This window comes from Kocuria sp. KH4, assembly GCF_053711175.1.
This window is the reverse complement of the sequence record NZ_JBSJYX010000014.1, coordinates 20,281-41,487: the sequence shown is the minus strand read 5'-3', so window position 1 is coordinate 41,487 and position 21,207 is coordinate 20,281. Positions and strand designations below refer to the sequence as shown.

The following is a 21,207-nucleotide window of genomic DNA, read 5'->3' as shown; positions in this document are numbered from 1 at the left end:
GCCGGTGGCCGCAGCATTCGTCGACGAGTCCGGGCGGGACGTCTCCGGCACCCGGCCGGAGACCCTGCCCGGCGCCCAGGACGCCCTGGGCCTGCTCGACACCGCCGTCACGGCGATGGGCGGGCAGATCCGGGACGGGCAGCGGCTGATGACCGCCAAGGTGGCGGAGGCCCTCGACCGCGGCCGGCACCTGCTGGTCCAGGCGGGCACCGGGACCGGCAAGTCCCTCGCCTACCTGGCCCCGCTCGTGGCCCACGCCCAGCACGCGGACAAGCCGGTGGTGGTGGCCACCGCGACCCTCGCCCTGCAGTCGCAGATCGTGGGCCGGGACGTCCCCCGCCTGCTCGCCGCCCTGGAGGGGGAGCTCGAGCACGAGGTCGACGTCGCCCTGCTCAAGGGCCGCAGCAACTACGCCTGCCTGCACAAGCTCGAGGGCGGCTACCCGTCCGAGGACGATCCCGGCGCGCTCTTCGCCCTGCCGGACGCCGCCCCGCACCCCGGCGCCGCCCAGCCCGACGCCGCCGAGCAGCCCGGCCGGCTGGGCCAGGAGGTCCAGCGCCTGCGCGAGTGGGCGCGCGCCACGGACACCGGCGACCGCGACGAGCTGCTGCCGGGCGTGAGCGACAAGGCGTGGCGGCAGGTCTCCGTGACCGCCAAGGAGTGCCTGGGCCGCAGCTGCCCGATGGTCGAGGAGTGCTTCGCCGAGCTCGCCAAGCAGCGGGCCGGGGAGGCGGACATCGTGATCACCAACCACGCCCTGCTCGCGATCAACGCGTTCGAGGGCATCACGGTCCTGCCCGAGCACGACGTCGTGGTGATCGACGAGGCGCACGAGCTGCAGGACCGGGTCACGGGGGCAGTGACCGGCCAGCTCTCCGCCGCCATGGTGCGCGCGGCGGCGGCCTCCGCGCGCAAGCACACCGCCGCGAACCCCGACTCCCTCACCGCCGGTGCCGCCAACCTCGAGGCCGCGCTGCTGGGCGCGCCCGCCGAGCTGCTGCACCGCGGCCTCGACGACGCCCAGGCGGCGGCCGTGGCGCAGATCCGGGACGCCGCCCGCACGGTCATGAGCGAGTCCAAGGGCGGCTCCGGGGGCGAGAAGGACGGGGACGCCGGTCGGCAGATGGCCCGCTCGCGGGTCAGCGACGTGCTCGAGCTGGCCGAGCGCATCCTCGCCGCCGCCGACTCCCGCGAGGTGCTGTGGATCTCCCGGCAGGGCGGCTGGGAGCCCGGCCGCGGCTACGTGCCCGCCGAGGACACCGACCCGGCCACCCTGCACGTCGCGCCGCTGTCGGTGGCCGGGACCCTGCGGGAGGGACTCTTCGACGGCCGCACCGTGGTCCTGACCTCGGCCACCCTCTCCGTCGGGTCCTCCTTCGACGCCGCCGCCGGGGCCCTCGGCCTGCGCGGGGAGGGCGCCCCGCGCTGGGAGGGCGTGGACGTGGGCAGCCCCTTCGACTACCCGCGGCAGGGGATCCTCTACCTCGCCAAGCACCTGGAGAAGCCGGGCCGGCGCCTGACCGAGGCGCAGCTCGAGGAGATGCTCGCCCTGCTCGAGGCCTCGCGCGGCGGGGCGCTGGGCCTGTTCTCGTCCCGCCGGGCGGCGGAGGAGGCCGCGGAGGCCCTGCGCGGGCGCACCGAGCTGCCGATCCTGTGCCAGGGGGAGTCCTCGCTGGCGGGACTCGTCCAGGAGTTCACGGACGACCCCGCCACGAGCCTGTTCGGGACGATGAGCCTGTGGCAGGGCGTCGACGTCCCGGGGGCCTCGTGCCGGCTGGTGATGATCGACCGGATCCCGTTCCCGCGCCCGGACGACCCGCTGTCCACGGCCCGCAGCCGGGCGGCCGAGCGGGCGGGGGGCAACGGGTTCATGTCCGTCTCGGCGACGCACGCGGCCGTGCGGCTGGCCCAGGGCGCCGGCCGGCTCATCCGCGCCGGCGGGGACCGCGGCGTCGTGGCGATCCTGGACTCCCGCATCGCCACCGCCCGCTACGGCGGGTTCCTGCGGGGGTCGCTGCCGCCCCTGTGGACCACCACGGACCGCTCCGTGGTGCTCGGGGCCCTGGGGCGCCTGGCGACAGCCTGACCCGCTCGGGACGCGACGCGGGGCCCGGCCGGTCGGCCGGGCCCCGTGCCGGAGCGCGCGTCGGGCGGCGGCTGCCGCCGGGCCGGGCTCAGAGGCTGCGCAGCACCGAGACGACCTTGCCCATCACCGTGGCGTGGTCGCCGAGAATGGGCTCGTAGCGCGTGTTCTGCGGGAGGAGCCAGGTGTGCCCGTCCCGCTGGCGGAAGGTCTTCACCGTGGCCTCGTCGTCGAGCAGGGCCGCCACGATGTCCCCGTTGTCGGCGGCGCTCTGCCGGCGGACCACGACCCAGTCGCCGTCGCAGATGGCGGCGTCGATCATGGAGTCGCCCTTGACCCGCAGCATGAACAGCTCGCCGTGGCCGACCAGCTGGCGGGGCAGCGCCAGCACGTCCTCCACGTCCTGCTCGGCGGTGATGGGCCCGCCGGCGGCGATGTGGCCCACCAGCGGCACCATCGTCACGTCCGCGGAGGTGGACAGCTCCGCCACCAGGCCCGGTGCGCCGGGGCGCGGGCCGCGGGGCGCGTCCGCCGGCTCGTGCGGCGCGCCCGGGGTCTCCGGGGCGAGCGCGTCGCGCAGCTGCAGGGGTGTGAGGACCTCCATGGCCCGCGGCCGCTTCGGGTCCCGGCGCAGGTAGCCCAGCTTCTCGAGCTGGGAGAGCTGGTGGGTGACGCTGGAGAGCGAGGCCAGGCCCACGAGGTCGCCGATCTCGCGCATCGACGGCGGATAGCCGTGCTCGGCGATGGAGCGCTGGATGGCCTCGAGGATGGTGCGCTGGCGCACGCTGAGGCCCCGGCCGCGCGCGCGGGCGCCGGAGCGCGAGGCCCGGGTGCGGGACTCCTCGGGGGTGGGGGGCTGAGCCATGGGAGCGTCGTCCTTTCGCGTCCGGCTGGTGGTGCCTCCGGTGCGCGCCGGCCCCGTTCCGATGTCGGACCCGGGTGCTTCGATAGGTCACGTCCCGCAGGGAGCCGGGGGAGTCGGAACGCGCCGGCCCGAGGCCCGAACGTGCTCCCAGCCTAGGCGACACGCCGTGTGTCTTCAAACATATGTACGACCCGGTGTCGACAGCATTCGCAGGCCCGTGCTAGACATGGGTCATCGGTATTCGAAAGTATGTTCGATCGCATGCAGGCCCAGAGGGGCCGCCGGTCGGACCGGTGTTCGAGATCGCCCGCTCCCTGCGGGAACGTCAAGGAGTTCATGTCATGAGTGCCAGTGCCACCCTCAGCGCCGTCGTCGCCCGCCGCCCCCGGTCCCTCGGCGGCCCGGCCCGTGCGGTCCGCCGGGCCCGCGCGTCGGCAGGGGCCTCCCGCGCTCCGCTGGTCCTGACCCGGCGCGGCCGACTGGTCCTGCTGGGCCTGCCCGTGCTGGCCGGCTCCGCGGCCCTGGTGGTGCTCGCCGTGATCTTCCTCGTCCCGTCCACGGCCACGGCCACCAGCGAGCCCGTGGCGGGCGCCGGGACCGAGCAGGCCACGGTGCACCCCGGGCAGAGCCTGTGGGACCTGGCCGTGCAGGCCGACCCGGAGCGCGACCCGCGGGACGTCATGGACGAGATCGTGGAGCTCAACGACCTCGACAGCTCCGTCCTCCAGGCGGGCCAGCTCCTCGAGGTCCCCGCCGCCTGAGCGGCGGTCGGTCCGGCCGGGCGCCCGGTCCCGGGGCGGTCCCCGTCATCGGTAGGGTCGAGGTCATGAGCACCGGCGCCCACCACCCGCTCCCCGAGCGCGCGAACCCACCGTCCCCCGTGTCCACCGGTGCTCCCCGGCGCCCCCACCGGAGCCCCGGGACCACCGTGTGGCCGCTGCTGGGCGCCGCGATCTGCAGCGAGGTGGCCGCCTCGCTGGCCCTGAAGGCCGCCCTGAGCCACCCCGGCTGGTACCTGCTCGTCGTCACCGGGTACACCGCCGCGTTCGTGTTCCTCGCGGCGGTGCTGCGCCGCGGCCTGGCCGTCGGCGTGGCCTACGGCATCTGGGCGGCCACGGGCGTGACGCTCACCGCCCTGCTGGCGGCCCTGCTCTTCGGGGAGGCGCTGAGCCCCCTGGTGCTCGCCGGCATCGCCCTGGTGGTCGCCGGGGTGCTGTGCGTGGAGGTCGGCGCCCACCGGGCCGTCCGAGACGGCGGCGCCTGATGGCCTGGCTCTACCTGGCCGGGGCGATCCTCACCGAGGTCGCCGCCACCCTGTCCCTGCGGGTCGCCGCGGACGGGCGCAGCCGCTGGTACGCCGCCGTGGTGGCCGGGTACCTGCTCGCCTTCACGCTGCTCGCCCTGGCCCTGCGCCACGGGCTCGGGCTGGGCGTGGCCTACGGCATCTGGGCCGCCGCGGGCGTGGCGCTCACCGCGGTCGCGGGCCGGCTGCTCTTCGACGAGCCGCTGAGCCGGGTCATGGTCCTGGGCATCGCGCTCATCATGGGCGGAGTGCTGCTGATCGAACTCGGCGCCGCCCACTGAGCGCCCGCCGTCGGCGCCCGCCCGGTGGGCCGGCGCGGGGGCCGGTCTAAACTGTTCGGGTGACGCAGAACCTGGACCGACTCAACGCCCTCCCGCTGCGCGACGACCTGCGCGGCCGGGCCCCCTACGGCGCCCCGCAGCTGGACGTCGCCGTGGCGCTCAACACCAACGAGAACACCCACCCGGTCCCGGCGGACGTGCACACCGCGATCGTGGAGGAGGTCACCGCGGCGGCCCGGACCCTCAACCGGTACCCCGACCGGGAGTTCACGGCCCTGCGGGAGGAGCTCGCGGCGTACCTGGGCCACGGGCTGGGGGCCGAGCACCTCTGGGCGGCCAACGGCTCCAACGAGATCCTGCAGCAGATCCTGCAGGCCTTCGGCGGCCCCGGGCGCTCCCTGCTCACGTTCGTCCCGACCTACTCCATGTACCCGCTGCTGGCCGCGGGCACGCACACCGGCTTCGTGGCGGGGGAGCGGTCCGCGGACTTCGGGCTCACCGCGGAGTCGGCGGCCGAGCAGGTCCGGCGGCACCGACCGGACGTCGTCTTCCTCTGCTCGCCCAACAACCCGACGGGCACGGCCCTGGGCGAGGACGTCGTCACGGCCGTGTACGAGGCCGGTGAGCCCTTCCGGACCGTCGTGGTGGTGGACGAGGCCTACGCGGAGTTCTCCCACGGGGGCACCGGCACCGCGCTCTCCCTGCTGGCGGACCGGCCCCGCCTGATCGTCACCCGCACCATGAGCAAGGCCTTCGCGCTCGCCGGCGCCCGGCTGGGCTACTTCGCCGCGGCCCCCGAGGTCGCGGACGCCATCCGCCTCGTGCGCCTGCCCTACCACCTCTCGGCCGTCACCCAGGCGACCGCCCTGGCCGCCCTGCGCCACTCGGGGGCGCTGCTGGCCAACGTCGAGGACATCAAGCGCCAGCGGGACCGCATCGTCGAGGAGCTCACCCGGCTCGGGCTCGCCCCGGCGGCCTCGGACTCCAACTTCGTGTTCTTCGGCGGGATGGCGGACTCCCGGGCCATGTGGCAGGCCCTGCTCGAGGACGGGGTGCTCGTGCGCGACGTCGGGATCCCCGGCCACCTGCGGGTCACCGCCGGCACGGAGGAGGAGACCACCGCCTTCCTGGCCAGCCTGGAGCGGATCGTCTCCACCGGCTGAGGCCCCGGGGAGCCGGGGCTCCCCGTCCCGGATAGCATGGAGGCAGACAACCACCGGGCCCGACGCGCCGCCCGCCCGGGGCGGCCCGGGCCACCCCGCGGCCCGCCGACGGCCGCGCCGCGCCCGCGAGGAGTTCCACCCGCATGACCGACCAGAGCCCCACCGGCACCCGTGCCCCCCGCCGCGCCTCCCTGGAGCGGCGCACGAGCGAGTCCTCCGTGTCCGTCGAGATCGACCTCGACGGCACCGGCACCCACGACATCGACACCTCGGTGCCGTTCTACGACCACATGCTCACCGCCCTGTCCAAGCACTCCCTCATCGACATGCGGATCCGGGCCACCGGCGACACCCACATCGACGTCCACCACACGGTCGAGGACACGGCCATCGTCCTGGGCGACGCCCTGCGCCAGGCCCTCGGCGACAAGGCCGGCATCCGCCGCTTCGGCGAGGCCACCGTCCCGCTGGACGAGGCCCTGGCCAACGCCGTGGTGGACATCTCCGGGCGCCCCTACGCGGTGCACACCGGGGAGCCCGAGGGCCAGCAGTACCACCTCATCGGCGGGCACTTCACCGGTGCCATGGTCCAGCACGTCTTCGAGTCCCTCGCCCACCACGCCGGGATCTGCCTGCACATCACGCTGCTGGCCGGGCGGGACCCGCACCACATCGCCGAGGCGCAGTTCAAGGCCCTGGCCCGCGCCCTGCGCCAGGCCGTGGAGCCCGACCCCCGGGTCAGCGGCGTCCCGTCGACCAAGGGCGCCCTGTGAGCGCGGAAGGAGATCGCATGCCGGAGGAGCCCACGCGGCCGGAGCAGCCCGCCCGCCCCACAGTCACGGTCCTCGACTACGGCGCCGGCAACGTCCGCTCGGCCGTGCGCGCCCTCGAGGCCGCCGGGGCGGACGTGGTGCTCAGCGCCGACCCCGAGGCGGTCCTGGACGCGGACGGGCTCGTGGTCCCCGGCGTCGGCGCCTTCGCCGCGGTGATGGACGGCCTGCGCTCCGTCGACGGCCTGCGCCTGATCGGCCGCCGCCTCGCCGGGGGCCGCCCCGTGCTGGGCATCTGCGTGGGCCTGCAGGTCCTCTTCGACTCCGGCGTGGAGCACGGCCAGGAGACCGAGGGCATGGGCGAGTGGCCCGGCGTCGTCGAGCGGCTGAAGGCCGACGTGGTCCCGCACATGGGCTGGAACACCGTCGACCCGCCCGAGGGCTCGGTGCTGTTCCGCGGCATCGAGGACGAGCGCTTCTACTTCGTGCACTCCTACGGGGTGCAGGAGTGGGACTTCCCGCAGAGCATCCTGAAGATGAAGCCGCCGCAGGTCACCTGGTCCGAGCACGGCGGTCGCTTCATCGCCGCCGTGGAGAACGGGGCGCTGTGCGCCACGCAGTTCCACCCGGAGAAGTCCTCCGAGGCCGGCATCCAGCTGCTGCGCAACTGGCTGGGCACCCTCCCGCGGACCGGCCGGCTGGACCACCTCAAGGCCGGGGACCCCCTGGGCGGGGACACCCTGGCCGGGCGGCCGACCCTCCAGCAGGCGGGCGACGACGCGTGAGCGCCGCCGTCGTCGTGATGGCCTTCGGCGCCTTCATCGCCGGCGGCGCCATCTCCTTCCACCGGCAGAAGATGCCGGCCTGGACGGTGGTGCTCCTGGCCCTGGTCGCCGCCGGGCTCATCGGCTACGGCGGGTACTCCTGGTTCCTGGCCCGCTGAGCCCACCCCTCCCGCACGTCCCCGACCCGGGGCGGCTCCCCGAGCCGGCCCACCACCCGAGTAGCCCCGGGCGGCCCCGCGCCGCCCGGGAGCCCGAGAAGGAAGAGATCCCATGCCCCTAAGCGAGACCCCCCGCCTGCAGCTGCTGCCCGCCGTCGACGTCGCCGACGGCCAGGCCGTGCGCCTGGTCCAGGGCGAGGCCGGCTCCGAGACCGGCTACGGCGACCCCCTGGAGGCCGCGCTCGCCTGGCAGGAGGCCGGGGCGGAGTGGATCCACCTGGTGGACCTCGACGCCGCCTTCGGCCGCGGGGACAACATCGAGGTGCTGCGCCGCGTCGCGGCCGAGCTCGACCTGAAGGTCGAGATGTCCGGCGGCATCCGGGACGACGCCTCGCTGGAGCGGGCCCTGTCCCTGGACCCGGCCCGGATCAACCTCGGCACCGCCGCCCTGGAGCACCCCGAGTGGACCCGGAAGGTGATCGCCGAGCACGGCGAGGTCATCGCGGTGGGCCTGGACGTGCGCGGCACCACGCTGGCCGCGCGCGGCTGGACCGAGGAGGGCGGCGACCTCTGGGAGGTCCTGGACCGCCTCGAGGAGCACGGCTGCGCCCGGTACGTGGTCACCGACGTCACCAAGGACGGCACCCTCAAGGGCCCCAACCTCGAGCTGCTCCAGGAGGTCGCCACCCGCACGGACAAGCCGGTGGTCGCCTCCGGCGGGATCTCCTCCCTCGACGACCTCGCCGCCCTGCGCACCCTCGTGCCCTCCGGCGTGGAGGGCGCCATCGTGGGCAAGGCCCTCTACGCGGGCCGGTTCACGCTCGGGGAGGCCCTCGACGTGGCGGGCCGTCCGGCGGCGCGGTGACGGAGCGCCGACTGCCCGCCCACATCGCGGCCCAGCTCGCGGGCGCCGGCGGCACGGAGGACACCGGCGGCCAGGCCTGGGCCGGGCGCAACCTGGGGGAGGGCACCAGCCACACCCACCGGTTCCCCGACGACGACGGCGCCGCCGCCGCGGCGGTCCTCGACGCGCTCGCCGGTCTGCGGGCCGGCACCGGCGACGAGTCGCACGTGGTCGCCGCGCTGGCCGGGGCCCGGGTGTTCGTGCCGGTCGTGGCCGAGGTCTCCTCCTCGACCGTGACCGCCGCCGGGCACGTGGCCGACAAGGAGGCGGACATGGCGCTCGTGTCCCTGCGGGCGGCCGACGGGCGCCCGGTGCTGCCCGTGTTCACGTCCACCGCGGCCCTGTCCGCCTGGCACCACCAGGCCCGGCCCGTGGCCACCGACGTCCGCCGGGCCGCCGTGGCCGCGGTGCAGGACGGCACCCAGCTGCTCGTGCTCGACCCCGGCGCGGACCTGCCCTTCGTGGTGCGCCGGCCGGCGCTCTGGGCGCTGGCCCAGGGCCGGCCCTGGACGCCGTCCTACCGCAGCCCGGCCGTCGCCGACGCGGTCCGCCGCTGCGCCGAGGGCCTGCCCGGGGTGGCGTCGGCGGGGACCGGGCCCGGCAGCGGCGTCGCGGCCCGGGCCGCCGACGGCACGGTCGTCGACGGCGGGGGTGCCGGCCCGGAGCTCGCGGTCGTGCTCGCCCTGCGCGCCGGACTGGACCGCGCGCAGGTGGACGACGTGCTCGCCCGCTTCCAGGCCCGGCTCAGCGTCGAGCCGGCCCTCGCCGAGGACGTGGACTCGATGCAGCTGCGCCTGACGACCGCGGGCTGACCCGGCGCACCGGATCAGCCCGCGTCGGGGTGCTGCTGAGGGGAGCCGTCAGTTCACCGGGCCGGTGAACTTCTCGCCCGGGCCCTGCCCGGGGGCGTCCGGGTAGAGGGAGGCCTCGCGGAAGGCCAGCTGGAGCGTGCGCAGGCCGTCGCGCAGCGGGGCGGCGTGCTGGGAGCCGATCTCCGGGGCGGCGGCCGTGACGAACCCGGCCAGGGCGGTGATGAGCTTGCGCGCCTCGTCCAGGTCTTTGAGCTCGTCGGCGTCCTCACCGGCGGCCAGGCCGCACTTCACGGCGGCCGCGCTCATGAGGTGGACGGCGGCGGTCGTGATGACCTCGATGGCGGGGACCTCCGCGATGTCGCGCATCTGCTCGTCGACGGCCTCCACCGTCTCCTGCGGGATGTCCTGGCCGGAGCGGGCGGCGTCGTCGTCGAAGCGGAAGGTGTTCTCGGAAGTCATGGTCCAACTCTGCCACACCGCCCCGGCCCGCCGGGCCTATCCTGCTGGGGAGGCCGGCGCCGGCCGGGAAGGGGGGAGGACCGCCGTGTGGATCGGGTGGATCGAGTTCGACCTGCTGCTGGGGGACGTGCACTCCCGGAAGGCCAAGCGGTCGGTGGTGCGGCCCCTCGTGGCCGAGCTGCGCCGCCGCTTCCCCGTGAGCGCCGCGGAGGTCGGCCACCTCGACCTGCACCGCCGGGCCCTCGTGGGCGCCGGGGCGGTCGCCGGGGACTCCGCCCACCTCGTCGACGTCCTCGACCAGCTGGAGCGGTTCGTGGCCGCCCGCCCGGAGACGGAGCTGCTCTCGGCACGCCGCGGCCTGCGCTCGACCGACGACGAGTGAGGGGACGGGGGGTAGGGGCGGGGCGGGTTCCCCGATCCCCGGCCGATGCGTTAGACTGTCGGGCAGTGTGCAAGTGGAGGTGACTCCCACCCGCGCCGACCACGGTCGCCGGGTCCGCGACGACATCGTCCGCACGACGGCCCGCCGGGTTCCCCGCGCCGGTGCTGTCACGCAGCGCACCGCCCCCGGGTGGTGCGCCGATGAGCCTCCGCTTGCCGACCGCAGCGGGGGCTTTTGCCGTTGTGGACCGGACCGAACCATGAGGTCCCCGGAAACCTCCGGGTGATCACGCAGAACATCAGGAGCACGGCATCAGCGATCCACGTATCAATGACAGAATCCGAGTCCCCGAAGTCCGCCTCGTCGGACCCGCAGGCGAGCAGGTCGGCATCGTCCGCGTCGAGGACGCACTGAGGCTGGCCCGCGAATCGGATCTCGATCTGGTCGAGGTGGCGCCCAACGCCAAGCCGCCGGTGGCCAAGCTCATGGACTTCGGCAAGTACAAGTACGAGGCCGCGGTCAAGGCCCGGGAGTCGCGCAAGAACCAGACGAACACGGTCCTCAAGGAGGTCCGGTTCCGGCTCAAGATCGACACCCACGACTACGAGACCAAGGTCGGCCACGCCAAGCGCTTCCTCGGCGCCGGCGACAAGGTCAAGGCCATGATCCAGTTCCGCGGCCGTGAGCAGCAGCGCCCCGAGATGGGCGTGCGCCTGCTCGAGCGCTTCGCGAACGACGTCGCCGAGGTCGGGGCCGTCGAGTCGAGCCCCCGGGTCGACGGGCGCAACATGGTCATGGTCGTGGGCCCGCTGAAGAACAAGGCCGAGGCCAAGGCCGAGGCGCGCCGCCAGAAGCAGCGCGAGGAGGCCCGGGCCGAGAACGACCGCAAGGCCCGGGAGAAGGTCGACACCTCCTCCGCCGAGCCCGTGACCCAGTCGATCGGGGACGCGTTCCCGGCCGAGCTGCGCGAGCGAGCCGCCCGGGCCGAGGAGCCGGCGCAGCAGACCGCGCCGGAGCCCGAGGTCCAGGAGCCCGAGGTGCAGGAAGCGGCTCCGGCCGCGCCCGAGGTGCAGGAGGCGGCCCCGGTGCAGGAGGCGGCCGCGCCCGCCCCCGAGGTGCAGGAGGCGGCTCCGGCCGCCCCCGCGGCCCCGGTGCAGGAGGCGGCCCCGGCCGCTCCCGCGGCACCGCGGCCTGCGGCTCCGAAGGCCGCCGCCCCCGCGGCACCGCGGCCGGCGCCCCGGGCCCCGCGGCCCGGCCCGAAGCCGGGCGCCAAGCCCGGTCCCCGGGCCTGAGCGGCCAGCAGGACCTTCCGCGCGAGCGGAGCAGAACTGACAACGCCCCGTGGGCGCAGCCGGTCCCGGCTGCGCCCGGGGGGCACCGTTGAGGTGCGGCGGACGTCGTCGTGCCCTCCGGTGGCCACCACCGGACGAAACGCAAGGAGAACGGCCCACATGCCGAAGATGAAGACCCACAGCGGGGCGAAGAAGCGCTTCAAGCTCACCGGGAGCGGCAAGGTCAAGCGCCAGCAGGCCAACCGTCGCCACTACCTGGAGCACAAGTCCTCCCGCCTGACCCGCCGCCTGGCCTCCGACCAGATCGTCACCCCCGGCGAGGCCAAGGTCATCAAGAAGATGCTGGGCAAGTAACCCCCACCGCATCCGCAGGGGAGCCCGCCTCCCCGCCCCGCACAGATTTGACCTCCCGGCCGGACGGCCGGGACCGAAGTGAAGGAGTACACACGTGGCACGTGTGAAGCGGGCGGTCAACGCCCACAAGAAGCGCCGGGAAATCCTCGAGCAGGCCTCCGGCTACCGCGGCCAGCGCTCGCGCCTGTACCGCAAGGCGAAGGAGCAGGTCACCCACTCGTTCGTCTACAGCTACAACGACCGCCGCAAGCGCAAGGGCGACTTCCGCCGGCTGTGGATCCAGCGCATCAACGCCGCCGCCCGCGCCAACGGCCTGACCTACAACCGCTTCATCCAGGGCCTGAAGGCCGCCGAGGTGGAGGTCGACCGCCGCATGCTCGCCGAGCTGGCCGTCAACGACGCGCAGGCGTTCGCCGGCCTGGTCGAGATCGCCAAGAACGCCCTGCCGGAGGACACCTCCGCGCCGCGCGACGCCGCAGCCTGACCCCGTCGGAGCTGTGAACCTCACGGAGCGCCTGGCCGCCCAGCCGATGTCCAACCCCCGAGCCGATCGGGTGCGGGACGTCGCGGGACTGGCCGGGCGCTCCGCGCGTTCCAAGCGCGGGCTGTTCCTCGCCGAGGGACCGCAGAACGCCCGGGAGGCCCTGGCCCGGCACCTCGAGTCCGCGTGCGTGGACGCCGTCTACGTCACCGAGGACGCCCTGGCCCAGCACCCGGACATCGCGGCCCTGCTCGAGCGCGTCGCCGCCGACCGGTCCGTGTTCGTCCGTCTGGTGACCCGGGAGGTGCTCGCGGCGATGAGCGACGCCGTGAGCCCGCAGGGCGTCGTCGTGGTCTGCCGGTCCCTGGACGTGCCCGCGGCCGGGATCCTCCGGCCCGCCCCGCAGCTGGTGGCCGTCCTGGCCCGGGTGCAGGACCCGGGCAACGCGGGCACGCTCCTGCGCGCCGCCGACGCCGCGGGGGCCGACGCGCTGGTGCTCAGCACCGGCAGCGTGGACGTCTACAACCCCAAGGCCGTCCGGTCCACCGCCGGGTCCCTGTTCCACCTGCCCGTGGCCGTGGGCGCGGACCTGCCCGAGCTGGTCCGCGCCGCCCGTGCGGCCGGCTGCGGGGTCCTCGCCGCCGACGGCCGCGGCGACGTCGACCTCGACCGGCTCCAGGACCTCTCCGCGGCCCGCGCCGCCGGGGCCCCGGTCGATGACTCCGGCTACGACCTGGCCCGCCCCACCGTGTGGCTCTTCGGCAACGAGGCCCAGGGGCTGTCCGAGGAGGAGAAGGCCCTGGCCGACCACCGCGTGGCCGTGCCGGTGTACGGCCGGGCCGAGTCCCTCAACGTGGGCACCGCGGCCACCGTGTGCCTCTACGCCTCCGCGCGCGCGCAGCGACGGGCCGGGCGGGAGCCCCGGTGACCGCCCCGCTGCCCGCCGCGTTCCGCACCCAGGTGGTCGGCGCCGCCCTGCTGGACGACCCGCACCGCCCCACGGCGTTCCTGGCCGCCCAGCGCGCCTATCCGGCGGGGCTGCGCGGGCTGTGGGAGTTCCCCGGCGGCAAGCAGGAGCCCGGGGAGAGCTGCGAGGCCGCCCTGCGGCGCGAGTGCGCCGAGGAGCTCGGTGCCCGCGTGGAGCTGCTGGCGGAGGTGCCCGGCCCGCACCCGCAGGGTTGGCCCCTCAAGGAGACCGCGGCGATGCGGGTCTGGACCAGCGTGCTCGCGGCCGGCTCGTCGGCCCCGGCGGCCGGGCAGGACCACCTGGCCGTGCGCTGGGTGCCGCTCGGGGACGCCGCCGCCGCGCTGGCGCTGCCCTGGATCCCGGCCGACCTGCCGATCGTGCGGGCGCTGCTCGCCCAGCTCGCCGGCTGACCACGGGTCACCCGACCGACCACGCCGTCCCGGCCGCGGGATCGTGCGCCCACGCGCGGGAACCCCATGGTCAGTCACGGGCGGGTGCGCCGCCCCGACGGCGGGGCCGGACGCGGTAGCCGCCGTCGGCCAGCCCCGCCCGCACCTCGAACGGGTTGTGCGGGGCCGGGTGCCCGCAGCGCAGCACCGACCACCCGGCGGCGGCGGCGTAGAGGGGCAGGAACGGCAGGCCCAGGCACAGGGCGTACTGGCTGGCGTGGCGGGACTCGTGGGCCAGCAGCCGGGGGCGGGCGGCGACGTGGTCGGGCCCGGCCCGGAAGAGCACCACGTTGCCCACGGTGAACGCCCCCGCCCTCGGCAGCCGCGGGCGGTAGCCGAAGCCCAGCAGCAGCCCCTCGGGCCCGCGGACCACCCGCGTGCCCGTGAGCGCAGCCACCAGCAGCCCCAGCGGGGTGGACAGGTTCGTCATGTTCCAGGCCGCGCGGACGCGGGCCCGGCGGACGGCAGGAGCGCTCATGGCCCCAGACTAGGCCGCAGGCGCCCGGGCCACGACGTCCCCGCCCTCGCGGCCCGGGGCCGAGGCGCGGGACGGGGAGACCGGCCCCGGCGGCCCCACCGGTCCCGCGGACCGCGTGCCCTAGACTGGGGTCCGCCCGCGATCCGCGCCGATGCGGGCTTCTCCGTGGTGACTGGTTCACAGAACATGTGACAGTGCGCGGATTCCCCTGTCCCCGAGCCGAAGAAGCCCGTGCTGATGCCTGAACTGCCATCCGAGACCGCGCCGAGCGGCGCGGTCGACCCGACCGACGAGGCCGCGGTCGCCGCGGCCGTGGAGGCGGCCCTGGCCGCCGTCGGAAACGCCCAGGACCTCGACGAGCTCAAGGAGGTGCGGCTCGCCCACGCGGGGGAGCGCTCCCCGCTGGCGCTGGCCAACCGGCAGATCGGCTCGCTCGACAAGACGCTGAAGGCCGCCGCCGGCAAGCTCGTGGGCCAGGCCCGCGGCCGCGTAAACCAGGCGGTCGCCGCCCGCACCACGGTGCTCGAGGAGGAGCGCGACGCCCGGATCCTGGTGGAGGAGGCGGTGGACGTCACCGCCGCCGGCCGCCGCCGGCAGCTGGGCGGCCGGCACCCGCTGACGAACCTCATGGAGCGCATCGGCGAGACCTTCGTGGCCATGGGCTGGGAGGTCGCCGACGGGCCCGAGGTCGAGTCCGAGTGGTACAACTTCGACGCCCTGAACTTCAAGCCGGACCACCCCGCCCGGGAGCTGCAGGACACGTTCTTCGTGGACCCGCCCGAGGCGCACCTCGTGCTGCGCACGCACACCTCCCCGGTGCAGATGCGCACGCTGCTGACCCGCGAGCTGCCGGTCTACGTCGTCGTCCCCGGGCGCACCTACCGCACCGACGAGCTCGACGCCACGCACACCCCCGTCTTCCACCAGGTCGAGGGCCTGGCCGTGGACAAGGGCTTGTCGATGGCCGACCTCAAGGGCACCCTCGAGCACTTCGCCCGGCAGATGTTCGGCCCGGAGGCGAGGATCCGGCTGCGCCCCAACTACTTCCCGTTCACCGAGCCCTCGGCCGAGCTGGACGTGTGGCACCCGAGCGCCAAGGGCGGGCCGCGGTGGATCGAGTGGGGCGGCTGCGGCATGGTCCACCCCAACGTGCTGCGCGCCGCCGGCATCGACCCCGAGGTGTACTCGGGCTTCGCGTTCGGCATGGGCATCGAGCGGACCCTGATGTTCCGCAACAACGTCCCGGACATGCACGACATGGTCGAGGGCGACATCCGCTTCAGCGAGCACTTCGGGATGGAGATCTAGAGACATGCGAGTTCCTTTGTCATGGCTGCGCGAGCACGCCCCCGTCCCCGCGGACGCCACCGCCGAGGACGTCCTGGCCACCCTGGTCCGGGTCGGCCTCGAGGAGGAGGACGTCCACCGCCCCGCGGACGAGCTGCACGGGCCGGTCGTGGTGGGCCAGGTGCTGTCCAAGGAGCCCGAGACCCACTCCAACGGCAAGACCGTCAACTGGTGCACGGTGCGCGTGGTCCCCGAGGGCCGGGCGCAGAGCCTGACCGGCAAGGGCATCGACCCCTCCGGGGTGCAGGGCGTGATCTGCGGGGCCCACAACTTCGAGGTCGGGGACAAGGTCGTGGTGACCCTGCCCGGCGCCGTGCTGCCCGGGAACTTCCGGATCTCGGCGCGCAAGACCTACGGGCACACCTCCGCCGGGATGATCGCCTCGGTGCGCGAGCTCGGCATCGGGGAGGACCACGACGGCATCCTCGTGCTCTCGACGCTGGGCCTGGACCCGGAGATCGGCACGGACGCCCTGGAGCTGCTCGGGCTGCACGACGAGGCCGCCGAGATCAACGTGACCCCGGACCGCGGCTACGCCTTCTCGATCCGCGGGGTGGCCCGCGAGTACTGCCACGCCGTGCACCAGCCCTTCACCGACCCGGCCGACGCCGTGGCCGCCCGGGTGCCCGCCCCCACCGCGGGCGGGCACCCGGTGACGGTCGACGACGCCGCCCCCATCCACGGCAACCCCGGGTGCACCCGCTTCGTCGCCCGCACGGTGACCGGCATCGACGCGACCGCCCCCACGCCCCCGTGGATGTCGGCGCGGCTGCGCCTGGCGGGCATCCGCTCGATCTCCCTGCCGGTGGACATCTCCAACTACGTGATGCTCGAGTTCGGCCAGCCGCTGCACTTCTACGACCTCGCGGCGCTGGACGGGGGCATCACCGTGCGCCGGGCCGCCGCGGGGGAGGCCCTCACCACCCTCGACGGGAAGCGGCGCACCCTCGACCCCGAGGACCTGCTCATCACGGACGGCTCCGGGCCCATCGGCCTGGCCGGGGTCATGGGCGGGGCCACCACGGAGGTCTCGGACCGCACCGCGGACGTCCTCGTGGAGGCGGCCCGCTTCGACGAGGTCTCCGTCGCCCGCACCACCCGCCGGCACCGGCTGCCCTCGGAGGCGTCCAAGCGCTTCGAGCGCGGCGTGGACCCGCGGATCGCCCCCGTGGCCGCCCAGCGGGCCGTGGAGCTGCTCGTGGAGCTGGCCGGCGGCACCGCCGGGCCCGAGGTGACGGACGTGGACGCGACCACCGCCCCGGCACCGATCGAGCTGCCCTGGGACTACGCGGGCCGGCGGGTGGGCGTGGAGTACACGGCCGAGCAGGTCGTCTCCGTGCTCACCGAGCTCGGCGCGCAGGTCGAGACCACCGATGACGGTTGGCGCGTCGTGCCGCCGTCGTGGCGCACCGACCTGGTCGCCAAGGAGGACCTCGTCGAGGAGATCGCCCGGCTCGTCGGCTACGACGCGATCCCCTCGCGGCTGCCCGTGGCCCCGCCCGGCCGCGGGCTGACCCCCGAGCAGCAGGCCCGCAAGCGGGTGGCCGACGCGCTCGCCGCCGCGGGGCTGACCGAGGTGCTCGCCTACCCCTTCGTCTCCCAGGCCGACAACGAGCTGTGGGGGGCCCCCGAGCCGGGCTCCCCGGTGCTCTCGGTCAAGCTCGCCAACCCGATCAGCGAGGCCCAGGGGATGCTGCGCGTCTCCCTGCTGCCGGGGCTGCTCGAGGTGCTGCGGCGCAACACCTCCCGCGGCTTCCGCGACCTGGCCCTGTACGAGGTCGGCCGCGTGTTCCGGCCCGTGCAGCAGCTGGTCACCCGCACCCTGCCGCCCCTCGGGGCCCGCCCGGGCCAGGACGTGCTCGACGAGCTGGAGACCGGGATCCCGGTCCAGCCCCGCCACCTCGCGGCGGTCTTCGCGGGCCGGGACGCGGCCGAGAGCCCGTGGGTCGCCCCGCGGCCGGTCGACTGGCAGGACGCCCTGGACGCCGCCCGGCTCGCCGGCGAGGTCCTGGGCGTGGAGCTGAGCGTGCGGCAGGGCAGCCACCAGGCCTTCCACCCGGGCCGCACGGCCGTGCTCAGCGCCCCGGACGGGACCCCGCTGGGCTACGCGGGCGAGCTGCACCCGCAGCTGGTGGCCGCCCAGGACCTGCCCGCGCGCACCGTGGCGATGGAGCTGAACCTCAGCTCGCTCATCGACGCGGAGGTCGACGTGGTCCAGGCCCGCCCCATCTCCGGCTACCCGGCCGCCACGCAGGACGTGGCGCTCGTGGTCGAGGAGTCCGTCCCGGCCGCCGAGCTGCGCGCCGCCCTGGAGGAGGGGGCGGGGGAGCTGCTCGAGGACGTCCGCGTCTTCGACGTCTACCGGGGCACCGGGATCGAGCCGGGCCGGAAGTCGGTGGCCCTCGCGCTGCGCTTCCGGGCCCCGGACCGCACGCTGACCGCGGAGGAGGCCTCCGCCGCCCGCGAGGCCGCCGTCGCGGTGGCCGCCGAGCGCCACGGGGCCGTGCTGCGCGGCTGACCGGCCCGCCGCCGCACGGCCCGCTCCCCGCCCCCGGGGAGCGGGCCGTGCGCCGTCCGGCGCCCGGGCGGCACCCGCCCGGTCACACGCGCGCCCCGCTCCCGGGAACCGCGGGGAACTTCGGTACTGTGGCACCGGGTCCCCGACCTCGGCTCCGCGCCGCGGTGGTCCCCCTTTCCCGACCCCGTTCCAGGAGCTCAGCATGACCGAGGAGACCACCGACCGGCAGGAGACGTTCTTCGCCTTCGACGACGACGAGCAGGAGCACGGGCGCTCCCGCCGGCCGATCGCCTGGAGACCGACCGCGGTGGGCCTGCTCGGGCTGCTCCTGGGCCTGGTCCTGGCCGTGACCGGGGCCCTCGCCTGGGACGACTCCCGCAGACTGGCCGGCTACGCGGACCGCTCGTGGGTGGTCGCCGGGACGTACCAGGACATGACCAACGACCTGCAGACCAAGACGTACAATCCCATCTACCGGGGCGCGCTGCCCGGCGACGAGGCGGTCACGGCGCAGCCCTTCGACTCCGGGCTCGCCGACCCCCGTGTCCCGGAGGCGGGGGAGGAGATCGTCTTCCGCGGCACCCAGACCGGCGACCGGGAGGACGACTTCCACCAGGAGGCCGACGCCCTGCTCGCCGTCGAGGACGGGACGCTGCAGGTCGTCGAGACCGCCGAGGCCGGCGAGTTCGGGACCGGCATCACCGCCGGGACGATCACCGGCAAGCGGGTCCAGGCCGCGCTGCTGCTCCTCGCGGGCCTCGGCGTGGCCGTGGCCGGGGTGTGGTACGCCCGCCGGCTCTACGCCGCCGGGCACTGACCGACCGGCCCCGTCCGTGTCCGGCCGCCGGGGGGACGGGCCGGTGCGGGCCCGCCGGGACGGCTCAGCGCCGGGCGGGCAGGGCGGGCAGCTCCGGGCGCAGCAGCCACGCGTCCAGCAGGCCGTCGAGCTCTGCCCAGCGCTGCGGGGGCGCCCAGGAGCGCAGGTGCTCGCGGAAGCCGGCCGTGCTGACCCACCCGTCCCGGTGCGCCTCGACCCAGCCGCGGAGCATGCCCCGGAAGGCCTCCTCGCCCAGGGCCTCGCGCAGGGCGTGGACGGTGAGGGCACCGCGCACGTAGACCACGTCGTCGAACAGGCGCACCTGCCCGGGGTCGCCGATCACGAGGTCCTGGCGCATCCGGGAGAGGGTCTTGTGCGCCTTCTCCGCGTGCCAGCGGGCCGGGCGGTCCCCGGAGGCCTCGGACCAGATCCACTCCGCGTAGGACGCGAAGCCCTCGTTGAGCCAGATCTCCTGCCAGGAGGCGAGCACGAGGCTGTTGCCGAACCACTGGTGGGCCAGCTCGTGGGCCACCAGCCGCTGCTGCTCCCAGTCCGTGCCGAGCTGGTTCTTGCCGAACACGGAGCAGGCGAAGCACTCGAACGGGTCCTCGAGCGACTCGTCCACCACCACCACGGTGTAGCTGGGGAAGGGGTAGGGGCCGAACCACTCCGTGAAGGCCTCGAGCATCCTGCCCTGCTCGGCGAAGGTCTTCTCGGCCTTCTTCCGCCGCTTTCCCGAGCACACGAGGTACTGCGGGACCCGGGAGCCGGTGAGCTCGCCGCGCCGGTACGGCCCGATCTGCACGGTGGCCAGGTACGGCGGCAGCGGCACCCGGGACGTGTAGACCCAGTGGCGCTCGCCGTCGCGCTCGGTCACCGACTCCAGCTCGCCGTGCACCACGACCTCGTAGTCGGCGTCGGCGTGCACGCTCACCCGGTAGGTCGCCCGGTGTGAGGGATGGTCCACGCACGGGAACCAGGTGGAGGAGCCGGTGGGCTGCCCGGCGACGAGCACGCCGTCGTCGAGCTCGGCCCAGCCGATCTCGCCCCACGGGCCGTCGAGGGACTCCGGGTAGCCCTCGTAGGCCACGGTGAGCTCGAAGGACTCCCCGGCGGCGACCGGCCGCGGCAGGGTCAGCACGAGCCGGCTGCCCCGGTGCTCCACGCCGGCCCGGCGGGGGCCCAGCAGCCCGCCGAGCCCGCCGACGCCGACGCGGGCGTCGGTCACGGCGAGCTCGGTGAGGTCCAGCTCGATCCGGTCCGTGTCCCGGAGGGCGCGGCAGGTCAGGGTCGCCCGGGCCTCGAGCCCGTTGTCCTCGACGTCGTAGTCGAGGTCCAGGTCGTAGTGCTCCACGGTGGCCGCGCAGCACCCGACGGACGGGGTGTAGGGGTCCCGGGCGCCGTCCGCCCCGAGGTAGCGGTGCATCGGTGCGGCGCTCACGGGACCAGCAGCAGCTTGCCCTGGGCGGCCCGGGACTGGAGCACCTCGTGCGCCTGCCGTGCCTGCGCCAGCGGGAAGGTCTGCGCGACCCGCACCGTCAGGGACCCGTCGAGCACCGCGTCGAAGAGCTCGCCGGCGCGCCAGTTGCGCTCCTTCTCGTCGAGCAGGTAGTCGTTGAGCGTGGGCCGGGTGACGTACAGGGAGCCGTGGCGGGCGAGGCCCTGCAGGTCGAACGGGGGCACCTGGCCGGAGGAGCCCCCGAAGAGCACCAGCACCCCGCGCTTGCGCAGTGCCCGCAGCGACTCGTCGAAGGTGTCCTTGCCCACGGAGTCGTAGACCACGTCCGCGCCGCGGCCGCCGGTGAGCTCCCGGACCCGCTCCGCGAAGCCCTGGTAGCCGACGATCGCGTGGTCGGCGCCCAGCGAGCGCGCCGTCTCGGCCTTGGCCTGCGAGCCGACCAGGGCGACGACCGTGGCGCCCAGCGACCTCAGCAGCTGCACGGCCAGGCCGCCGACCCCGCCCGCGCCGGCGGTGATCACGGCGACGTCGCCCTCCTGCACCGGGTAGGTGGAGCGGACCAGGTAGTGCGCCGTGAGGCCCTGCAGGGGCAGGGCCGCCGCGACCTCGTCGGAGACCCCGGTGGGCACCCGCAGGGCCTTGTCCGCGTCGACCAGGAAGGCGTCCGCGTACGTGCGGGCGGCCTGCGACGTGGTGACCCGGTCGCCCAGGGCGAAGTGCTCCACCGCGGAGCCGACACCCGTGACCACGCCCATGCCCTCCGAGCCCGGCGTGAAGGGGTGCTCCACGGGGTAGACGCCCTCGCGCTGGTAGACCTCGATGAAGTTCACCCCCGCGGCACGGGTCTCCACGAGCAGCTGGTGCGGGCCCGGTTCGAGGTCCGGGCGCTCGCCGAGGGACAGGACCTCGGGGCCTCCGGGCTGCTCGACCATGACGGATCGGACCATGACGGGTACCTCCTGGACTTCGCGGACGGAACGTCCTCATCGTAGGCACGCCGTCCGGGACGGCACTGCCCGCGGCGGCTCCGCGGGAGTAGCGTGAGCACAAGTGGGGGCACGGCAAGACGCCCGTCATCCT

At 75.1% G+C, this 21,207-nt stretch carries 24 protein-coding genes; 19 read left to right on the top strand and 5 right to left on the bottom strand.

Going from position 1 to position 21,207, the window contains the following annotated elements:
• Positions 1-4 precede the first annotated feature (4 nt).
• The gene (locus tag ACWCOM_RS11380) at positions 5-2,086 is read left to right on the top strand and encodes an ATP-dependent DNA helicase (RefSeq protein WP_454548861.1); all 2,082 of its coding nucleotides are present in this window, start codon (positions 5-7) and stop codon (positions 2,084-2,086) included.
• A gap of 88 nt (positions 2,087-2,174) precedes the next feature.
• On the opposite strand, the gene lexA is transcribed toward ACWCOM_RS11380, so the two are convergent.
• Entirely contained in the window at positions 2,175-2,948 is a 774-nt protein-coding gene (lexA, locus tag ACWCOM_RS11375) for a transcriptional repressor LexA (protein ID WP_454548860.1), read from the bottom strand.
• A 341-nt stretch (positions 2,949-3,289) separates the two neighbouring features.
• Between lexA and ACWCOM_RS11370 the strand changes: the two genes are divergently transcribed.
• The 9 genes from ACWCOM_RS11370 to ACWCOM_RS11330 all read left to right on the top strand — a co-directional run bounded on the left by ACWCOM_RS11370 (position 3,290) and on the right by ACWCOM_RS11330 (position 9,124).
• Positions 3,290-3,709: a LysM peptidoglycan-binding domain-containing protein gene (locus tag ACWCOM_RS11370; RefSeq protein WP_454548859.1), complete on the top strand. Its 420-nt coding sequence runs from the start codon at positions 3,290-3,292 to the stop codon at positions 3,707-3,709.
• Between the two features lie 65 nt (positions 3,710-3,774).
• Positions 3,775-4,212, top strand: a complete 438-nt coding sequence (locus ACWCOM_RS11365; RefSeq protein WP_454548858.1) for a DMT family transporter — start codon at positions 3,775-3,777, stop codon at positions 4,210-4,212.
• Positions 4,212-4,532 (top strand): DMT family transporter, encoded by a 321-nt coding sequence (locus ACWCOM_RS11360; protein WP_454548857.1) that lies wholly within the window; start codon positions 4,212-4,214, stop codon positions 4,530-4,532. Before ACWCOM_RS11365 ends, ACWCOM_RS11360 begins: the two co-directional genes overlap by 1 nt.
• 59 nt (positions 4,533-4,591) lie before the next feature.
• Positions 4,592-5,695 carry a histidinol-phosphate transaminase gene (locus tag ACWCOM_RS11355; protein WP_454548856.1) on the top strand — a complete coding sequence of 368 codons (1,104 nt, stop codon included), beginning with the start codon at positions 4,592-4,594 and terminating at the stop codon, positions 5,693-5,695.
• A 143-nt stretch (positions 5,696-5,838) separates the two neighbouring features.
• Complete coding sequence (gene hisB / locus ACWCOM_RS11350) at positions 5,839-6,468, top strand: imidazoleglycerol-phosphate dehydratase HisB (RefSeq protein WP_454548855.1); 630 nt, start codon at positions 5,839-5,841, stop codon at positions 6,466-6,468.
• Between the two features lie 17 nt (positions 6,469-6,485).
• Entirely contained in the window at positions 6,486-7,250 is a 765-nt protein-coding gene (gene hisH, locus ACWCOM_RS11345) for an imidazole glycerol phosphate synthase subunit HisH (RefSeq protein WP_454548854.1), read from the top strand.
• A complete protein-coding gene (locus ACWCOM_RS11340) occupies positions 7,247-7,408 on the top strand; it encodes a hypothetical protein (protein WP_454548853.1) in 162 nt (53 codons plus the stop codon). The genes hisH and ACWCOM_RS11340 overlap by 4 nt, the downstream gene beginning before the upstream one ends.
• Before the next feature lie 112 nt (positions 7,409-7,520).
• Positions 7,521-8,273, top strand: a complete 753-nt coding sequence (gene priA / locus ACWCOM_RS11335; RefSeq protein WP_454548852.1) for a bifunctional 1-(5-phosphoribosyl)-5-((5-phosphoribosylamino)methylideneamino)imidazole-4-carboxamide isomerase/phosphoribosylanthranilate isomerase PriA — start codon at positions 7,521-7,523, stop codon at positions 8,271-8,273.
• Positions 8,270-9,124, top strand: coding sequence for an SseB family protein (locus ACWCOM_RS11330; RefSeq protein ID WP_454548851.1), 855 nt, complete (start codon positions 8,270-8,272; stop codon positions 9,122-9,124). Before priA ends, ACWCOM_RS11330 begins: the two co-directional genes overlap by 4 nt.
• Positions 9,125-9,172: 48 nt before the next feature.
• Here ACWCOM_RS11330 and ACWCOM_RS11325 read toward each other — a convergent pair whose 3' ends face one another.
• Positions 9,173-9,583: a DUF1844 domain-containing protein gene (locus tag ACWCOM_RS11325; protein WP_454548850.1), complete on the bottom strand. Its 411-nt coding sequence runs from the start codon at positions 9,581-9,583 to the stop codon at positions 9,173-9,175.
• An 85-nt stretch (positions 9,584-9,668) separates the two neighbouring features.
• Here ACWCOM_RS11325 and ACWCOM_RS11320 point away from each other — a divergent pair, with 85 nt between their 5' ends.
• The 6 genes from ACWCOM_RS11320 (at position 9,669) to ACWCOM_RS11295 (ending at position 13,469) form a co-directional block, all read left to right on the top strand.
• Positions 9,669-9,965 (top strand): DUF503 domain-containing protein, encoded by a 297-nt coding sequence (locus tag ACWCOM_RS11320; RefSeq protein ID WP_454548914.1) that lies wholly within the window; start codon positions 9,669-9,671, stop codon positions 9,963-9,965.
• 311 nt (positions 9,966-10,276) lie between these two features.
• Positions 10,277-11,257 carry a translation initiation factor IF-3 gene (gene infC, locus ACWCOM_RS11315; RefSeq protein WP_454548913.1) on the top strand — a complete coding sequence of 327 codons (981 nt, stop codon included), beginning with the start codon at positions 10,277-10,279 and terminating at the stop codon, positions 11,255-11,257.
• Between the two features lie 159 nt (positions 11,258-11,416).
• A complete protein-coding gene (gene rpmI / locus ACWCOM_RS11310) occupies positions 11,417-11,611 on the top strand; it encodes a 50S ribosomal protein L35 (RefSeq protein WP_454548849.1) in 195 nt (64 codons plus the stop codon).
• A gap of 94 nt (positions 11,612-11,705) precedes the next feature.
• Positions 11,706-12,095 carry a 50S ribosomal protein L20 gene (gene rplT / locus ACWCOM_RS11305; protein WP_454548848.1) on the top strand — a complete coding sequence of 130 codons (390 nt, stop codon included), beginning with the start codon at positions 11,706-11,708 and terminating at the stop codon, positions 12,093-12,095.
• A 13-nt stretch (positions 12,096-12,108) separates the two neighbouring features.
• Positions 12,109-13,020 carry a TrmH family RNA methyltransferase gene (locus tag ACWCOM_RS11300; protein WP_454548847.1) on the top strand — a complete coding sequence of 304 codons (912 nt, stop codon included), beginning with the start codon at positions 12,109-12,111 and terminating at the stop codon, positions 13,018-13,020.
• Positions 13,017-13,469, top strand: coding sequence for an NUDIX domain-containing protein (locus ACWCOM_RS11295; RefSeq protein WP_454548846.1), 453 nt, complete (start codon positions 13,017-13,019; stop codon positions 13,467-13,469). Before ACWCOM_RS11300 ends, ACWCOM_RS11295 begins: the two co-directional genes overlap by 4 nt.
• A gap of 70 nt (positions 13,470-13,539) precedes the next feature.
• Here the strand turns inward: ACWCOM_RS11295 and ACWCOM_RS11290 are convergent, their stop codons facing one another.
• The gene (locus tag ACWCOM_RS11290) at positions 13,540-13,986 is read right to left on the bottom strand and encodes an eCIS core domain-containing protein (protein ID WP_454548845.1); all 447 of its coding nucleotides are present in this window, start codon (positions 13,984-13,986) and stop codon (positions 13,540-13,542) included.
• Between the two features lie 237 nt (positions 13,987-14,223).
• Here ACWCOM_RS11290 and pheS point away from each other — a divergent pair, with 237 nt between their 5' ends.
• The 3 genes from pheS to ACWCOM_RS11275 all read left to right on the top strand — a co-directional run bounded on the left by pheS (position 14,224) and on the right by ACWCOM_RS11275 (position 18,668).
• A complete protein-coding gene (gene pheS / locus ACWCOM_RS11285; protein WP_454548844.1) occupies positions 14,224-15,294 on the top strand; it encodes a phenylalanine--tRNA ligase subunit alpha in 1,071 nt (356 codons plus the stop codon).
• Positions 15,295-15,298: 4 nt separating this feature from the next.
• Entirely contained in the window at positions 15,299-17,851 is a 2,553-nt protein-coding gene (pheT, locus tag ACWCOM_RS11280) for a phenylalanine--tRNA ligase subunit beta (RefSeq protein ID WP_454548843.1), read from the top strand.
• A 202-nt stretch (positions 17,852-18,053) separates the two neighbouring features.
• Positions 18,054-18,668: a hypothetical protein gene (locus ACWCOM_RS11275; RefSeq protein ID WP_454548842.1), complete on the top strand. Its 615-nt coding sequence runs from the start codon at positions 18,054-18,056 to the stop codon at positions 18,666-18,668.
• 64 nt (positions 18,669-18,732) lie between these two features.
• On the opposite strand, the gene ACWCOM_RS11270 is transcribed toward ACWCOM_RS11275, so the two are convergent.
• Positions 18,733-20,109 (bottom strand): M1 family metallopeptidase, encoded by a 1,377-nt coding sequence (locus ACWCOM_RS11270; protein ID WP_454548841.1) that lies wholly within the window; start codon positions 20,107-20,109, stop codon positions 18,733-18,735.
• Entirely contained in the window at positions 20,106-21,074 is a 969-nt protein-coding gene (locus ACWCOM_RS11265) for a quinone oxidoreductase family protein (RefSeq protein WP_454548840.1), read from the bottom strand. The genes ACWCOM_RS11270 and ACWCOM_RS11265 overlap by 4 nt, the downstream gene beginning before the upstream one ends.
• Between the last annotated feature and the right edge of the window lie 133 nt (positions 21,075-21,207).

Bases quoted from the DNA above. Each gene is read 5' to 3' on its own strand.
- ACWCOM_RS11365 (WP_454548858.1), top strand. From the start codon at position 3,775: ATGAGCACCGGCGCCCACCACCCGCTCCCCGAGCGCGCGAACCCACCG.
- ACWCOM_RS11325 (WP_454548850.1), bottom strand. From the start codon at position 9,583: ATGACTTCCGAGAACACCTTCCGCTTCGACGACGACGCCGCCCGCTCC.
- lexA (WP_454548860.1), bottom strand. From the start codon at position 2,948: ATGGCTCAGCCCCCCACCCCCGAGGAGTCCCGCACCCGGGCCTCGCGC.
- priA (WP_454548852.1), top strand. From the start codon at position 7,521: ATGCCCCTAAGCGAGACCCCCCGCCTGCAGCTGCTGCCCGCCGTCGAC.
- pheT (WP_454548843.1), top strand. From the start codon at position 15,299: ATGCGAGTTCCTTTGTCATGGCTGCGCGAGCACGCCCCCGTCCCCGCG.
- ACWCOM_RS11360 (WP_454548857.1), top strand. From the start codon at position 4,212: ATGGCCTGGCTCTACCTGGCCGGGGCGATCCTCACCGAGGTCGCCGCC.
- ACWCOM_RS11275 (WP_454548842.1), top strand. From the start codon at position 18,054: ATGACCGAGGAGACCACCGACCGGCAGGAGACGTTCTTCGCCTTCGAC.
- ACWCOM_RS11370 (WP_454548859.1), top strand. From the start codon at position 3,290: ATGAGTGCCAGTGCCACCCTCAGCGCCGTCGTCGCCCGCCGCCCCCGG.
- rpmI (WP_454548849.1), top strand. From the start codon at position 11,417: ATGCCGAAGATGAAGACCCACAGCGGGGCGAAGAAGCGCTTCAAGCTC.
- hisH (WP_454548854.1), top strand. From the start codon at position 6,486: ATGCCGGAGGAGCCCACGCGGCCGGAGCAGCCCGCCCGCCCCACAGTC.
- ACWCOM_RS11290 (WP_454548845.1), bottom strand. From the start codon at position 13,986: ATGAGCGCTCCTGCCGTCCGCCGGGCCCGCGTCCGCGCGGCCTGGAAC.
- ACWCOM_RS11265 (WP_454548840.1), bottom strand. From the start codon at position 21,074: ATGGTCCGATCCGTCATGGTCGAGCAGCCCGGAGGCCCCGAGGTCCTG.
- hisB (WP_454548855.1), top strand. From the start codon at position 5,839: ATGACCGACCAGAGCCCCACCGGCACCCGTGCCCCCCGCCGCGCCTCC.
- pheS (WP_454548844.1), top strand. From the start codon at position 14,224: ATGCCTGAACTGCCATCCGAGACCGCGCCGAGCGGCGCGGTCGACCCG.